Origin of the sequence: Tundrisphaera macrotermitis, from assembly GCF_051175315.1 — a bacterium.
In the GTDB taxonomy this organism is placed as follows: Bacteria; Planctomycetota; Planctomycetia; order Isosphaerales; family Isosphaeraceae; genus Tundrisphaera.
Genome location: NZ_CP195100.1, coordinates 684,734 through 699,675, shown reverse-complemented (window position 1 = coordinate 699,675; position 14,942 = coordinate 684,734). Strand labels below are relative to the sequence as shown.

At 70.5% G+C, this 14,942-nt stretch carries 13 protein-coding genes; 6 read left to right on the top strand and 7 right to left on the bottom strand.

Annotated elements, in window-relative coordinates:
* Window positions 1–49 precede the first annotated feature (49 nt).
* From TA3x_RS03120 to TA3x_RS03090, 7 genes are all read right to left on the bottom strand, one after another.
* On the bottom strand, window positions 50–1,153 hold the full coding sequence (locus tag TA3x_RS03120; RefSeq protein ID WP_435018642.1) for a C2 family cysteine protease: 1,104 nt from the start codon (window positions 1,151–1,153) through the stop codon (window positions 50–52).
* A gap of 94 nt (window positions 1,154–1,247) precedes the next feature.
* Window positions 1,248–2,339, bottom strand: a complete 1,092-nt coding sequence (locus TA3x_RS03115; protein ID WP_435018641.1) for a DUF1559 domain-containing protein — start codon at window positions 2,337–2,339, stop codon at window positions 1,248–1,250.
* Window positions 2,340–2,817: 478 nt separating this feature from the next.
* Window positions 2,818–3,840 carry a DUF1559 domain-containing protein gene (locus tag TA3x_RS03110; protein ID WP_435018640.1) on the bottom strand — a complete coding sequence of 341 codons (1,023 nt, stop codon included), beginning with the start codon at window positions 3,838–3,840 and terminating at the stop codon, window positions 2,818–2,820.
* A gap of 155 nt (window positions 3,841–3,995) precedes the next feature.
* Window positions 3,996–4,508: a hypothetical protein gene (locus tag TA3x_RS03105; protein ID WP_435018639.1), complete on the bottom strand. Its 513-nt coding sequence runs from the start codon at window positions 4,506–4,508 to the stop codon at window positions 3,996–3,998.
* 17 nt (window positions 4,509–4,525) lie between these two features.
* Window positions 4,526–5,899, bottom strand: coding sequence for an ATP-dependent protease ATPase subunit HslU (gene hslU, locus TA3x_RS03100; RefSeq protein ID WP_435018638.1), 1,374 nt, complete (start codon window positions 5,897–5,899; stop codon window positions 4,526–4,528).
* Between the two features lie 144 nt (window positions 5,900–6,043).
* Window positions 6,044–6,862 (bottom strand): HEAT repeat domain-containing protein, encoded by an 819-nt coding sequence (locus TA3x_RS03095; RefSeq protein ID WP_435018637.1) that lies wholly within the window; start codon window positions 6,860–6,862, stop codon window positions 6,044–6,046.
* A 90-nt stretch (window positions 6,863–6,952) separates the two neighbouring features.
* Complete coding sequence (locus tag TA3x_RS03090; RefSeq protein WP_435018636.1) at window positions 6,953–7,354, bottom strand: winged helix-turn-helix transcriptional regulator; 402 nt, start codon at window positions 7,352–7,354, stop codon at window positions 6,953–6,955.
* 103 nt (window positions 7,355–7,457) lie between these two features.
* Here TA3x_RS03090 and TA3x_RS03085 point away from each other — a divergent pair, with 103 nt between their 5' ends.
* The 6 genes from TA3x_RS03085 to TA3x_RS03060 all read left to right on the top strand — a co-directional run bounded on the left by TA3x_RS03085 (window position 7,458) and on the right by TA3x_RS03060 (window position 14,525).
* On the top strand, window positions 7,458–8,519 hold the full coding sequence (locus TA3x_RS03085; protein WP_435018635.1) for an SDR family oxidoreductase: 1,062 nt from the start codon (window positions 7,458–7,460) through the stop codon (window positions 8,517–8,519).
* Between the two features lie 69 nt (window positions 8,520–8,588).
* Window positions 8,589–8,957, top strand: coding sequence for a bifunctional nuclease family protein (locus TA3x_RS03080; RefSeq protein ID WP_435018634.1), 369 nt, complete (start codon window positions 8,589–8,591; stop codon window positions 8,955–8,957).
* 101 nt (window positions 8,958–9,058) lie between these two features.
* Window positions 9,059–10,144: a PA0069 family radical SAM protein gene (locus TA3x_RS03075; RefSeq protein WP_435018633.1), complete on the top strand. Its 1,086-nt coding sequence runs from the start codon at window positions 9,059–9,061 to the stop codon at window positions 10,142–10,144.
* A gap of 20 nt (window positions 10,145–10,164) precedes the next feature.
* The gene (locus TA3x_RS03070; RefSeq protein ID WP_435018632.1) at window positions 10,165–10,383 is read left to right on the top strand and encodes a hypothetical protein; all 219 of its coding nucleotides are present in this window, start codon (window positions 10,165–10,167) and stop codon (window positions 10,381–10,383) included.
* A gap of 81 nt (window positions 10,384–10,464) precedes the next feature.
* Window positions 10,465–11,160 (top strand): RNA polymerase sigma factor, encoded by a 696-nt coding sequence (locus TA3x_RS03065; RefSeq protein ID WP_435018631.1) that lies wholly within the window; start codon window positions 10,465–10,467, stop codon window positions 11,158–11,160.
* A complete protein-coding gene (locus TA3x_RS03060) occupies window positions 11,157–14,525 on the top strand; it encodes a protein kinase domain-containing protein (RefSeq protein ID WP_435018630.1) in 3,369 nt (1,122 codons plus the stop codon). The genes TA3x_RS03065 and TA3x_RS03060 overlap by 4 nt, the downstream gene beginning before the upstream one ends.
* Window positions 14,526–14,942: the final 417 nt, after the last annotated feature.

The window sequence follows — 14,942 nt, the reverse complement described above, 5'->3', positions numbered from 1 at the left end:
GGCCGCGAGGGTCGGCATCCCGGGCATCGTCGCCCGGGGGGCTCGGCGGTCAGGGGGTATCCGGCCGGTCGGTCTCGAAGGCCAGGCCGCTGAACTGGCGGACGAGTTCGGTGAGGGGGATCGAGAAGACGCCGTCGACGCGGGTGTAGCCGTGCTCGGGGCCGGGGGTGCCCTTGGGGGTGAACGACGAGCCGTGGGGGTTCCAGACCCTCACGATGTCGGCGTCGCGGTCGTAGGCGAGGACCGCGTAGGCGTGGTTCGGCGTGAGCCCGGGGGTCGTGGGCCTGGTCGTGCCGATGGTGACCAGGCGGTGGTCCTTGCCGGCCTCGACCAGTTCGCGGCGGAGTTCGTCGAGCTTCGCGGCGCGTTCCTCGTCGGAGAGCTTGGGGTCGGTGGCCTGCTTGCAGCCGAACCGGCGGATCGCGTGGCCGGTGATGAAGCTGAGCATCGTCCCGGCCGACCCGCCGCGCGACAGGGCATCGACCATCGAGCCGGGCCGGCCTTCGCGGCGGAGGGCCTCGCCCACGGCCTTCTCGTACAGGTTGACCCAGATGCCGTCCTGGTCGTTGGAGGCGGTCATGGCCAGTTCGGCGTCGGTGGGCAGGGGGACCGTGACCGTGCGGTGGCCGAGGGTGACCCGGTACGTCCCGTCGTCCTGGAGCGCGAACAGGCCGGCCACCTGCTTCGGGTCGCGGTGGACCATCGCCCCGATCGGGGCCAGGCAGAAGCAGTTGCCCAGCTTCCCCTGGTGGATCGTGTCCAGGCGGGGGAGGTCGGACGCGAACAGGGCGCGATCCTTGATCTTGCCGATCCGGGTCCGGCCCTCGCGATACATCCGGTCCAGTGCGGGCGTCTTGCTCGACGGCTTCGCCTCGGCCAGCTCGCGGATGGCGGAGAGGGTCAGGTCGGGCAGGGGGACCCGCTTGCGGTTGCGATCGGCGCGGTCGAGCGCGGAGACGGCCGCGGCGGCGTCACCGGTGTTTTTGGGGTCGGCCACGGCGGCGTCGAGTTCGGCCGTCGACAGGGTGCCGTCGCCGTCGCCGTCCCAGGCGGCGAAGTGGGCGGACACGACGTCGATGAACTTCGGGGCGGCGTCCGGGGCCTGGCCGAGCAGGGCGGGGGCGAGCAGGAGGGCGAGTGGGGCGAAGGGCACGGGCCGAATCCTCAGTCGTCGAGGGAGGGAAAAGGGGACGCCGCGCCCGGGAGCAATCCCGGGGCGGCATGGGGTGGGCCAGGATCCGGTCCGGTCAGAAGCTGTCGGCGCTGATGACCTCGCCGCCGGCCCTGGTGGCCAGGGCCCGCCAGGTGGCCTTGCTGACGGTGCTCTTGACGAACCGGACCGAGCCGTCGAGCATCGCCACGTTCACCCCGCCGGGGTGGTTGGAGCTGGCGCCGATCACGGTGGACCAGGTCAGCGGCGCGCCGGCCTCGTTGGCCCACACGCAGGCCCGCTGGTTGGGCGTGTTGATATGGGAGTAGCCGCCCCCCTCGCCGCAGTAGTTGGTGGTCCAGAACCGCCCCTTCTGCCCGACCGCCGTGTCCGAATAGAACGAGTAGGGAGTCGTGGATGCCTGGCACTCGGCGCTGATCGCGTCGAGGTCCCGGGGGGTGCTCCGGGTGCTCGGGGTGGGGGCGACCGTGGAATTCAGCGAATAGACCTGGCCGAGGCCGGGGTTGGCGGTCATGTTCCCCTTGACCCACTCGCTCCACATCACCGTGTTGGTGGTGCCGTCGGTCACGTCGGCCAGGCGGATCGTCCCGCCGTAGGAGGTCGATCCGTCCGAGTAGATCGAGGCCGGGCCGTCGATGCTCCCGCCGTTGTTTCCGATGAACGTCCCGATGTTGTTGGGATAGTTGCCCGAGGCGACCACGCCGGTCACCGCCCCGGTGGTGATCGTGGCGCCGGTGGTGTTGGTCGGCTCGTTGGGGTCGGACGGGCAGAGGAAGGTGGACACCTTGGTCGTGACCACGGTGTAGGACCAGGCCTTCTGGAGGGCGAGCGTGGAGCCGACGTAGGCCCCCTGGTTCAGGGCGTTGAACAGGTTGGCCTGCTCCAGGTAGGGGAGGATCCGCAGCTTCATCGACCAGTTGTTGCGGTAGGCCGACGCGTTCGCGCCGGGATTGCTGGTGGGGGGGATGCAGCCGTTGGTGCTCTCGTAGTTGGCCACGGCCAGCGCGATCTGCTTGAGGTTGTTGCCGCACTGCATGCGGCGGGCGGCCTCGCGCGCCGCCTGGACGGCCGGCAACAGCAGGGCGATCAGCACCGCGATGATCGCGATGACGACCAGCAGCTCGATCAGCGTGAAGGCCCGACGCTCGGAATGGCGGATGGTGGGCATGAGATGAGTCCGTACCTGACCGGGACGATGGGGAGGGGAAAAAGCCGTCGCGGGAGAGGGCGGTGAGATGAGGGGAGGCCGGAAATCCCGGGGCATGGCGCGAAGGGGCCGGAAGGCGGCCACGCATGCCCCCGGGTGTCTGGGCCGAAGGGCGGGGATTCGGGCGAGATCGGCGGCGATGAGCCCGGGGACGTCGAGGTCGGACCTCCGTCGACTCCGGGTCGCCCGCTATTGTTGGGGCGTCACGCGGGCCTTCGCTGGGCGGGCGGATTTGCCCTCCCCGTCGCCTCGTTCGCCGGTCTCCGAGGAGGAGATGATGACCCCCTCGGGTGCGGTGGGGGCATCGGGATTGGAGTCGCACCCCGCGAACCACGATCCGGCCAGGGCGAGCATGAGAACACGAACGCGCATCACTGATCTCCCGGAGAAAGCCCGCCGACCCCGGGGATCGGCGGCCGCAAGCGATGGGGGCGTCCCATCAATAGGAATCGGCGCTCACCACTTCCTGGCCGTCTCGGGTGGCCAGGGCGCGATACGTGTCCGTGTTGATCGTGGACTTGAGGAAACGGACCGAGCCGTCGCCGAAGAGGAAATTCGCCCCGCCGGGGTGCTGGCTCCGGAATCCGATCTGGCCTTGCTCGAGGACGCGGGCGTCGGTCAGCCACGACATCTTGGTCGTCGGCGTCACCACGTGGGGCAGGCGCATGCTGGCGTTGATCCGTGGGACCGCCGTGACGAGCCCCTGGTAGGTGAACGACGACCCGCTCGCCCCGGCCGGGGTCGTGTAATCGAATTCATAGCCGCCGAGCCGGCTCCAGGTGTTCTGCCAGGTGAGGGGATGGTTCCGGAATCGCGCCAGCTCGCCGAGGAGCAAGGTCTGGCTCAAGCCGTCGGTGAAGTCTCCTTCGCGGTAGGAGATGTTCAGGCCGAAGGCACCGTTGGGGGTCTCCGGCTGGCACGAGCCGGCGGTCTTCCGGACGGTGTCCCAGGTGCCCACCGAGCCGGCATAGGAACACTGGGTGTAGGCATTCTGCGAGCTGGCCAGGGAGAGCGGGGTCTGCTTGCCGTCGGACGGGCAGACGAACGAGTTGATCGTCGTGCCGAAGGCCGTGTACTGGACCCGGCCCGGCTGGATGCCTAGCTGGGTGTCGGTGCCGCCCATGCCGGCGAGGAACGCGAAGTTGATGCTGTTGTAGATGTTCCCCTGTTCCATGTACCCGAGGACCATGGTGAACACGGTGTGCTGGTAGGTCATGTTGCACGTCCCGTTGACCGGGAAGTACGTCCCCCCCATCGGGAATGCCATGTGGGTGGACGAATAGTTGTGCATGGCCAGGCCGAGCTGCTTCATGTTATTGGTGCATTGCGACCGCCGGGCGGCCTCGCGCGCCGCCTGGACGGCCGGCAACAGCAGGGCGATCAGCACCGCGATGATCGCGATGACGACCAGCAACTCGATCAGGGTGAAACCGCGGCCAGGGCGTGAACGGTCATCGTTCATGGGAGGCGACTCGACGGGGAGAGATGTGGCGGGATGGCGAGGGCCGGCGTCGCGGTCATGGTGGGAGAGGATGTCCGAGAATTCGGACAGAAGGCCGGCGACGCGTGAGATCGTATCGAATGTATCGGGGATGAGACAAGGGCAGTGGGCCGAAATTATTCGCCGGCGGCCGGAGCGTGCAGCCAGTCGTAGAACCTGCGCTCGCGAAACAGCCCGGATGGCCCGGATTCTGGATGGAAAAGGAGATGTTCGCGATTGTACTGGAACGACCGCGGCGCGATCTGGCCGGAATCATCCACGGCGAACGCCCCGAGGAGTTCGCCGGAGGGCAGATCCTCGTCGGGGCCGACGTCGGCGCGGGGATCGAGGACGTAGAGCCAGCCGGATTCCAGGCCCCGGGCCTGCTCGATCAGGGCCGGCGAACGGCCCGCCTCCTCGTTCATGTAGGCGGTGAACGCCTCGATGAAGGCGGGGTTGGGCCGGAACGTCGCGGCGTCGAACGCCCCGCCCGGCCCCGGGGTGAAGTCCCCGGCCACCGACCGGGTCGGGATCCCTTCCGAGCCGGCGCGGACCGGCTCGACGAAGGCGACGATGTGGTGGGCCGTCCCGTCCGGGTCGGCCACCTCGAAGATGTTCAGGAACGGCAAGGTCTGCGATTCGTCGGCCATGAAGGGCGGGTCCGGGATCAGAGGATGAAGCGGCTGAGGTCCTCGTCCTTCGCCAGGGCATCGAGCCTCCGGCGGACGTAGGCGGCGTCGATCGTGATCGCCTTGTCCTCGCGGTCGGGGGCGTCGAAGCTGATCTCCTCGACGACCCGCTCCAGGATCGTGTGGAGCCGCCGGGCGCCGATGTTCTGGGTCGAGCGGTTGACCTGGTAGGCGAGGTCGGCCATGGCGTCCACGGCGTCGTCGGCGAAGGCGACGTCGAGCCCCTCGGTCGCCAGGAGGGCCTGGTACTGCCGGAGCAGCGAGGCGCGGGGCTCGCGGAGGATGCGGGCGAAGTCGTCGCGCTCCAGGTCGTTCAGCTCGACGCGGATTGGGAACCGGCCCTGGAGTTCGGGCATCAGGTCCGACGGCCTGGCGCGGTGGAACGCCCCGGCGGCGACGAACAGGACGTGGTCGGTGCGGACCGGGCCGTACTTGGTGGTGACGGTGGTCCCCTCGACGATCGGCAGGAGGTCGCGCTGGACCCCCTGGCGCGACACGTCGGGGCCCCGGCCGCCGCCCCCGTCCTCGCCCCCGGCGATCTTGTCGATCTCGTCCAGGAAGATGATCCCGGACTCCTCGGCCAGGGCCACGGCCGAGGCGTTGATCTTCTCCGGGTCGAGCAGGGCCTCGGCCTCCTGCGCCTCCAGGATCGGCCGGGCCTGGGCGACGGTCATGGTCCGGGCCCGGGCCGGCTTGGGCATGATCTTCTCGAACATGCCCTGGAGGTCCATCTCCATCTGTTCCATGTTCCCCGCCCCGAGGATCGAGACGGGCGGGGCGGCGCGGCCGGGGATGCTGATCTCGACCTCGCGGTCTTCCAGCTCGCCGGCTTCGAGCCGGGCCTTCATCTTCTCGCGGGACCGGGCGCGACGCTCCGCCGCCTCGTCCGCGCCGCCCGGAGTCGGGCCGTCGGCCCAGGACGCGCCGGGCGCCGGGATGGGCGGGATCAGGAGGTCGAGCAGCCGGGCCGTCGCCCGCTCGCGGGCCGCGCCGGCCACGCGGTCGCGCTCGCCGGCCTTGACCAGCGCGATGGCCGCCTCGACGAGGTCGCGGACCAGACTCTCGACGTCGCGGCCGTAGTAGCCGACCTCGGTGTACTTGGTGGCCTCGACCTTGACGAACGGGGCGCCGACCAGCTTCGCCAGCCGTCGGGCGATCTCGGTCTTGCCCACGCCGGTTGGGCCGATCAGCAGGATGTTCTTGGGCATCACCTGGGCGCGGAGGTCGTCGGGCAGTTGCTTGCGACGCCAGCGGTTCCGCAGCGCGACGGCCACGGCCCGCTTGGCCTCGGCCTGGCCGACGATGTCGCGGTCCAGCTCGGCGACGATCTCCCTCGGGGTGAGGTCGGACACGGCAATACCTCGGCAGTTCGACACGAATGGGGTTGGCGCGGTCTCCCCGCCCGATCGCCCGATTCTACCCTTTCACCCCCGTCCGCGACACGCCGGACCCGTCCCCGGGTCCCCAGCGGCGGGTCGAGAAGGCGAAAGGGTTCGTCAGAAGACGCCCGCGGTCAGGTGCTTGTACAGATGGGGCCGTTCGGCCTTGAGCCAGGCGCAGAAGTCGGCCAGGGCCCGGTAGCGGCCGGCCCTCCGCTCCGCGAGGGTGATGCCGTCGATGGCCATCTGGTACTCGATCCCCCCCGACACGGCGGTCCCCTCGCCGTACTGATATCCGCCGAAATCGTCGGGAGACTTGCCCGCGATGGCCAGGAAGCCGATGTGGGCCACATAGCGGTGCATGTAAGAATGGCTGCCGGCGGCCTCATAGAGCGTCCGGATGGCGTCCGGCTCCCCCAGCTCGGCCAGCGACTTGGCGGCGGTATAGCGGATCATCTCGTCGAGCTTGTGGTCCTCAAGCACGCGACGGAGGGCACGATGGGCACCGTAGACCCTGTGCTGCCCCAGGAAGAAGACGCACTCATACCGGATGCCCGCCACATCGGTCCGGGAGCAGCCGCCGATCGCGATCCTGATGGTCAGCCGGTGTTCGGGGAAACGCTGGAGCAGCCATTGATAGCAATCGCGGACGGTCCGCTCGTCCAGGTCCTTGCGGCGGAGGGCCTCGGCGACGGCTTGCACCGCCCGGTCGCCGAACAGGGCGAGTTGTCCGCCGTGCTGGAGGACCTCGCTCCATTCCTTGGTAGCGAGGAAGGCCTCCAGCGTCTCCCGCATCACCGCGTCTTCTCGCCGACGCACCGCGGCGACCACGGCGCGGGCGCTCGGCGATTCGGCCAGGACGGCGGACTTCTGCCGCAACAGGTCGAGGTTGTCCCGGGACGCGAGGGCGATCAGAAGGGCAACGGTGAAGGGCATGGGCGGGCCTCCCAGTTCCGGTCGCGTGGGCTCGGCATCATGGTCGGCCCGATCGTACCCGCCCGCCCCCGCGAGGTCATCACCGACCGGTCACCCCTCGGCCAGGCCGTCGCGTTTCTGCCTCCGCTTCTTCACCCCCTGGACCGCGTCATCGTTCCGCCTCGCCCAGTCGTAGAGCATCTCCAGGGGCTCGACGAACCGCCGTCCCAGGGGGGTCAGGGAGTACTCGACCTTCGGCGGGGCGGCCGCGTCGACCTTGCGGTCGAGCAGGCCGTCGGCCTCCATCTCCCGCGGGGTCCGGGTGAGCAACTTCCCGGAGCATCCAGGAAGGCTCCGGGCCAGTTCCCCGGTGCGGCACATCCCGCCGTGATGGTGGAGCGGGTGCAGGACCATCGTGGTCCACTTCACGCCGAACAGCTCCAGGATCCGCCGCGGGGCGCAGTCCTCTTCAAGGACGATGCGGGCGGCCTTCTCGATCGGCTTGATGGGCACCTTCTGGCGACTATGTCCCGGAATCGTAACGACTTGATGTCCGGGGGCAAGGCGCTAAAGTTCCCCTGTCGCAGCAACGCAAGCATCGAACAAGGGATTCCCGATGAAACCGAAAGCCATCGTCGCCGGGGTGAGCGGCATCACCGGCAGCCACCTGGCCGACCACCTTGCCTCTCTGGGCTGGGACGTGTACGGGATCGCCCGCAAGCCCCCGAAGGACCGCGCCGGGGTGCGGCCCGTCGCCGCCGACATGCTCGACCCCGGCTCGCTGAAGCAGGCACTGGACGGCATCGACCCGACCCACGTCTTCTTCACGGCCTGGCTGCGGCAGCCCACCGAGGCCGAGAACTGCCGGGTCAACGGGGCGATGATCGAGAACCTCCTGGCGGCGCTGGACGACCGCCGGGATCTCCGCCATGTGGCCTTGGTGACCGGCGGCAAGAACTACTTCGGCTCGTTCGACGAGGCCGGGCAGTACGACGTGACGACCCCGTTCCGCGAGGAGCAGCCGCGCAAGCCGGGGCTCAACTTCTACTACACCCAGGAGGACATCCTGTTCGAGCACGCCCGGAGGAAGGGGTTCTCCTGGAACGTCCACCGCCCCACCACGATCATCGGCTACGCGCCGGGCAACGCGATGAACATGGGGACGACGCTCGCGGCCTACGCGACGATCTGCAAGGAGACCGGCCGCCCGTTCGTCTTCCCGGGCTCGGCCGTGACCTATCGCTGCATCGTGGACGTGGTCGATGCGGACATCCTCGCCCGGCAGATCGCCTGGGCGGCGACCACCCCGGAGGCGGCCAATCGGGCATTCAACGTCGCCAACGGCGACCTCTTCCGCTGGGACTGGATGTGGCCCCGGATCGCGGCCTACTTCGGACTGGAGGCGGCCCCCTACCCGGAGCATCCGACGCCTTTGGTCGAGCAGATGAAGGACGCCGGCCCGATCTGGGACTCGATCGTCGCGAAGCACGGCCTGAAGCCCTACAAGGTGGAGGACCTGGCCCCCTGGTGGCACACCGACGCCGACCTCTCGCGCAGCTTCGAGGCGTTCCACGACCTGTCCCGGGGCCGGTCGCTCGGCTTCCACGACTTCAAGGAAAGCACCACGGCCTTCTTCGACGTGTTCAACCGCCTGCGCCGCGAGCGGATCATCCCCTGAGCCCACCCCGGCCCGGGCCTCGCCGGGGCAGGGCACCCGCCGGGCGTCATGGACAAGGAGCGGATCGCCGTGATTCGGGTGGAACTCGCGCGGATCATCATCAGCGACAACAACGAGCCGCAGATCATCTTCCTCAAGGAGGCCGGGGGCGAACGGTCGTTGCCGATCGTGATCGGCCGGTTCGAGGCGATCGCCATCGATCGCCTCGCCCGAGGGAGGCCATCATCCAGGCCCCTGACCCATGACCTCCTGGCCGCCCTGATCGGACGGCTGGGCGGGATTCTCCAGGACGTGGTCATCGATGACCCGCGAGACCACACCTATCCCGCGACGCTCCGCATCCGCCGGAAGGGGCGATTGATCCGGGTCGACGCCCGCCCGAGCGATGCCATCGCCGTCGCCCTCGCCCTGGATGCCCCGATCTACCTCGACGGATGAGCATCCGCCGGGATCGCGGGAATCGAGCACCGGCTTCCCCGACCGGGCCCCGGATGCTATCCTGAACAAAAGGACACATTCGCCCGCCGGAGCCTGCGTCGATGCCCACCCCGGACCGACCGACCGCCAGGGGTCGGGGATCGCAGATCGCCCCGCCCAACCGATTCGGCGGGACGCATCACGAACTCGACTTCGAGCAGCTCGAACGCGATGACGAGTTCCTGGACGGGCTCCGTCGCCCGGCCACGGAGTATCTCGCCGACCGGTCGCGGTCCATCGTCGCCGAGAACGACAGCCCCGACGTCGGCTTCCGTTACAGCATCAACGCCTATCGCGGGTGCTCCCACGGGTGTTCCTACTGCTTCGCCCGCCCGACGCACGAGTACCTGGGCTTCAACGCCGGGCTCGAATTCGAGACCCGGATCATGGTCAAGCACGAGGCCCCGGCGCTGTTCCGGGAGTTCCTGGGCCGGGAGGGATGGGCGGGGCATCCGATCGCGATGTCCGGGGTGACCGACTGCTACCAGCCCGGCGAGCGTCGGTTTCGCCTGACCCGGGGCTGCCTGGAAGTTGCCGCCGAGGCCCGCCAGCCGATGATGATCATCACCAAGAACGCCCTGATCCTCCGCGACCTCGACCTGCTGCGGGGGATGGCCCGGGAGGGATTGATCGGCGTCCATGTCAGCATCACCACGCTCGACGCCGAGCTGGCGCGGTCGATGGAGCCGCGGACCAGCACGCCGGAGGCCCGGCTCCGGGCCGTGCGGGGGCTGGCCGAGGCGGGGGTGCCGGTGGGCGTCCTGGTCGCGCCGGTGATCCCCGGGCTCACCGATTCGGAGATCCCCGCCATCCTCCGCGCGGCCCGGGAGGCCGGGGCGGTCGCCGCGGGCTGCACGATGCTCCGATTGCCGCTGACGGTGGCCCCGGTGTTCGTGGAGTGGCTGGAACGCGCCCGGCCCGAGCGCGCCGCCCGGGTCCTGGGCCGGGTCCGGGAGGCCCGGGGCGGCCGGCTCAACGTCAGCGATTTCGCCACCCGGATGACCGGGACGGGGGTGATGGCCGGGCAGGTCTCGGCCCTGTTCCGCCTGTACGCGCGGAAACTCGGGCTGGACGGCGGGATGCCCCCGCTGGACTCGTCCCGGTTCCGCCCCCCCTTGCCGACCACGGGCCAGTTGCGGCTGTTCTGACGCCCAGGAAGCCGCGGGCGATGCTCTCCATCCGGGGCGAGGACAAAGTCCGCCGGTACGTCCGGTCGGCCGATGGGTTCGACTCCGGGCTGTTCCGGCTGGGGCGGCGGGCCCGACCGATCCGCTCTTTGGGGGAAGGGCCCAGGCCCGGACCGCTGGCCAACGTGCGCCACCTCTGGTCCGAGGTCTTCGCCCGGCTCGACGAGCCCCTCGCGCCCGCCCCGGCGAAGAACCCGTGAGGCGGCGGCTGTTGAGGGGGCGGGCGATCGCTCGCGTTATCCCACGCCACGTCGGGGCGAAATCCGTCCTTGCGATTGCCCATGGGCGAGCGATCGGGCAAACTCGAATCAACCCGTGATGCTTTAACGTCCCCGCTTTCGTCCCGGCCGGGACGCGTGGGGCGTACCGAGAGGTCGAGCAGGATGACCGAAGGCCCGACTGCCCCACTCAGGCTTTCCGCGGACCAAATCCGACGCATCCGGGCCGGGGATGCCGAGGCCGCCGAGCAATTCGTGCGGGAATTCGAACCGGAGATCCGCCGCAAGGTGCGGATCTGGCTGCGCCTTCGCGGCGCGGCGGTCGCCTCGCAGCTCGAATCGGTGGACGTCTGCCAGTCGGTCCTGGCCGAGTTCTTCGACCAGGCCCAGAGCGGCCGATTCGACCTGGATCGGCCCGACCGCGTCCTCGGCCTCCTGGTGGCGATGGCCCGGCACAAGCTCGGCATCAGGCTCCGGGACCAGTACCGGCAGAAGCGCGACGTCCGGCGGGTCGGGCCGATGGTCGCGGACCTGATCGATGCCCGGGCCATGACGCCCAGCCGGATCCTGGCCGCCCGCGAGCAGTGGGAGACCTTCCAGGAGAAGCTCGACCCCGAGGAGCGGGCCATGGCGGACCTGAGGGGGGAGGGCCTGACCTGGGCCGAGATCGCCGACCGCCTGGGGGGGACCGCCGAGGCACGCCGGAAGCAATGGTCCCGCGTGCTCCATCGCCTCGCCGCCGAGCTGGACATCCAATGACCTCCCGACCCGAGCCCGGCGAGGATCCGCCCGGGGCGATCGGGCCGGCCGGCCGGACGCCGGATGACGCCCTGGATGCGATGATCCGGGACTGGCGGGCGGGCCTGTGCCATCCCGCCGAGTCGTACCTCGAAGGGATGGCCCCCGAGGAGGATCCCGCGGGGGAGGTGGCCCTCGAATTGATCGGCTGCGAGGTCGCGCTGCGGCAGGAGCGGGGGGATTCGTTCGACCAGGAATCGTACTGCCTCCGCTTCCCGCACCTGGCCGAGCCGATCCGGCGGCATTTCGCGCTGGAACGCCTGCTCGAAGCGGTCGACGACCCCGGGGATCCGCTGACCACGACCATCGGGGACCACCGGGGACCACCGGCGGCCGAGGGGAACGGCCCGCTCCCATCCGCCCCGGACGGCTACATCATCGAGGCCGCGATCGGGAGGGGGGGGACCGGGGTCGTCTACCTGGCCCAGCAGATCGGGCTCCGCCGCCCGGTGGCCATCAAGATGATGCGGCTGGGGGGCGCCGGAGATCTCGGCCGGTTCCGCACGGAGGCCGAGGCGATCGCCCGGCTCCGGCATCCCAACGTGCTCCAGGTCCACACCGCGGGCGAGCACCAGGGGCGGCCCTACCTCGTCATGGAGTACATGGCCGGGGGGTCGCTGGCCAATCGCCTGGACGGCACGCCCTGGCCCGCCGAGGAGGCGGCCCGGCTGGTCCGCTGCCTGGCCGGGGGGATCGCCGAGGCCCACCGGCTGGGCGTGGTCCACCGCGACCTGAAGCCGGACAACATCCTCTTCGCCGCCGATGGCACCCCCAAGATCGGCGACTTCGGGCTGGCCAAGCTCCTGGATTTCGACGAGCGGCACACCCAGACCGGGACGCTGCTCGGGTCGCCCGCCTACATGGCCCCGGAGCAGGCGGACCCGGGCCGGGAGCCGGTCGGGCCGCCGGCCGACCTCCACGCCCTGGGCGTCATCCTGTATGAGCTGCTGATCGGCCGGCCGCCGTTCCGGGCGGCGAGCGTGATCCGGACCCTGGAGCTGGTCCGAACGACCGAGCCGGTGCCCCCCGACCGGCTCCAGCCGGGCCTGTCGCGCGACCTGAGCACGATCTGCATGAAATGCCTGGAGAAGTCGCCGTCGCGGCGCTACGGCACCGCCGGCGAGCTGGCCGAGGACCTGCGCCGCCACCTCGATGGCGAGCCGATCCTGGCCCGGCCGCCCCGGGGATGGGCGAAGGCCGGGCGCTGGGCCAGGAAGCGTCCGCTGCTGGTCGGCTCCGCGGCGACCGTCGCGCTGCTGCTGGCCTTCATCGCCGTGGGGTCGACGCTGGCCGCCATCCGGATCACCCGGGGGGCCGCCGCCGAGGCCCGCGCCCGGGACGAGCTCAAGCAGACGCTCTACGTGAGCCGGATGAACCTCGCGGCCCAGGCCTACGAGATGCTCAACCTCGGCCGGATGATCGAGCTGCTCGATCCCTATCGGCGGGGGCCGGAGAACCGCGAATTCCGCGGGTTCTCCTGGCGGCACTGGTGGTCCCGGTCCCACTCGCCCCGGATCGTGGGCACCCTGGAAGGGCCCACCCGCTCGATCCAGGCCGTCGAGTTCTCGCCCCGGGACAGCAACACCCTGGCGACCCTGTGCGAGGACCGGACCCTGCTGATCCGGGACGCGCGGACCGGCCGCGTCCGGCTCAAGCTCCCCGTGGACGACTTCCGCGACACGTGCGGGCTGGCCTTCTCGCCCGACGGGTCGCTGATCGCGGCGCGTGGCGGTCGGGGCCCGCTCTCGATCTGGGACGCGGGGACCGGGACGCTCCGGGCCCGATTCGAGCCGGGGCCGAATCCCGCGCTGGCCCGCGGACTCCGGTTCCTCGCCGACGGCTCCCGGCTGATCGCGATCTCGATGGACGGCCAGGTCACCCGATACGACCCGGCCTGCAAGGCCCCTCCGGAACGCCTGCCCATCCTGGCCAGGAAGATGTACGCCGCGAATTTCTCGCCCGACTCCTCGGTGGTCGCATTGGGGGAAGAGGACGGGACCATCGTCCTCCAGGACGCGGCGACCGGGAGCCTGCGCGGGCGGCTCGCGGGCCCCCGGTCCACGGTCCGTTCGCTGGCCTTCTCGCCCGACGGGAAGACGCTGGCCGTCGGCCTCCAGGATCAGACGATCCGCCTGTGGGACCTGGTCCGGTCCGAGATCCGACCGGAAGTCCTGCGGGGGCACGAGTTGCCCCCGTGGAGCCTGGCCTATTCCCCCGACGGCACGACCCTGGCCTCGACCAGCCTGGATAGCACGGTAATCGTGTGGGATGCCGCCACCGGGGCGAAGCGGGAGACCCTGATGGGCCACATCGGCGCCGCCTATTGCCTGGACTGGTCGGAGGACGGATCGAGGCTGGCCTCGGCCGGGATCGACGGAACGACGGTCCTCTGGGACATGGCCAGCCCCCAGCCCCCGGACCTGATCCAGGCCCATCGGGGCGGGCTGGATTATCTGGCCTGGATGCCCGGCGGGAAGCAGATCGTCTCATCGGGCCGAGATCGGATGATCCGGGTCTGGGACGCCGCCACCGGCCGGCTGGACCGGGAAATCCGGCTCGCGGTCCCCCAGCCGTCCTACAGCGTCCCCATCTCGCTCTCGCCCGGCGGTCGGCAGGCCCTCTGCATCGGCCTGGCCGACGGCAGGCTGGAGCTGCGGGATTCCGCATCGAGCGACCTGCTCACGCGGACCCGGGCGGGGACCTCGCTGGGGGTCTACACGACCGTCGCCCATTCGCCCGACGGGTCGATCGTGGCGACCACCGCATCGGAGGGCGAGGTCCAGATTCGCGACGCTCGCGACCTCCGGCTGATCCACGCCCTGCCCCGGGGCGGGCCGATGGTCAGGTCGCTCGGGTTCTCGCCGGACGGTTCGCAGATGGCGGTCGGCGACTGGGAAGTCGGGGTGGATCTCTGGGACACGAAACGCTGGACCAGGGTGCGACGCCTGATCGGCCGGGGGGTCCCGGAGTCGATCGGGCCGCTCTCGTTCTCGCCCGATGGCAAGTCCCTGGCGGTGGGGATGGCCAACGGGTCCGCCTGGATCTGGGACGTCGCCACGGGCCGCCACCGCGAACTCCGAGGTCATGGCGGGGCGGTCCCGTGCGTCGCCTTCTCGCCCGACGGCCGGATCGTCGCGTCGGCCAGCCGCGACCGGACGATCAAGATCTGGGACGTGGCCACCGGCCTCCTGGAGACGACGCTGTCCGGCCACACGGAGAACGTGAAGGCCGTCGCCTTCTCCCCGGACTCGGGCACGCTCGCCTCGGCCAGCCTGGATGGGACCATCCGCCTCTGGCGGGCCCCGCCTGCCTTCACCGAACCCTGAGCCCGGAGGGCCCCCGCGGCACCGATCTCGGAAATCCGCGAGCGATTCTGTCCGGTCCCGCCGGGGATGGTCATTCATGGTGTGGACGGGAGGGGCCGTGCGACGCCCCCCCGGTCGGACACCCCGATGAACGAGCGAAGATGCTTGCCATGACGCACCACCGGAGCAGCCCACGCGCGGAGGGCCGGCGACGAGGCCGTCCGCCCCGATCCCGACGCGGGATCGCGGACGGGACCCATCGGCCCGCGCCGCGATGACCATCGTCCGCTGACGAGGCGACCGCGGATCACGAATCCGCTCGACCGGGCGGCGGGGCGTGCCCCCCTCCGCCCGGCCGCCGAGCCTGCGCGCCGTGGCCGACCGGCTCGGCCCGCGCCGCCGACGACCAATCCCCAATGATTCGCACCGACGACCGAC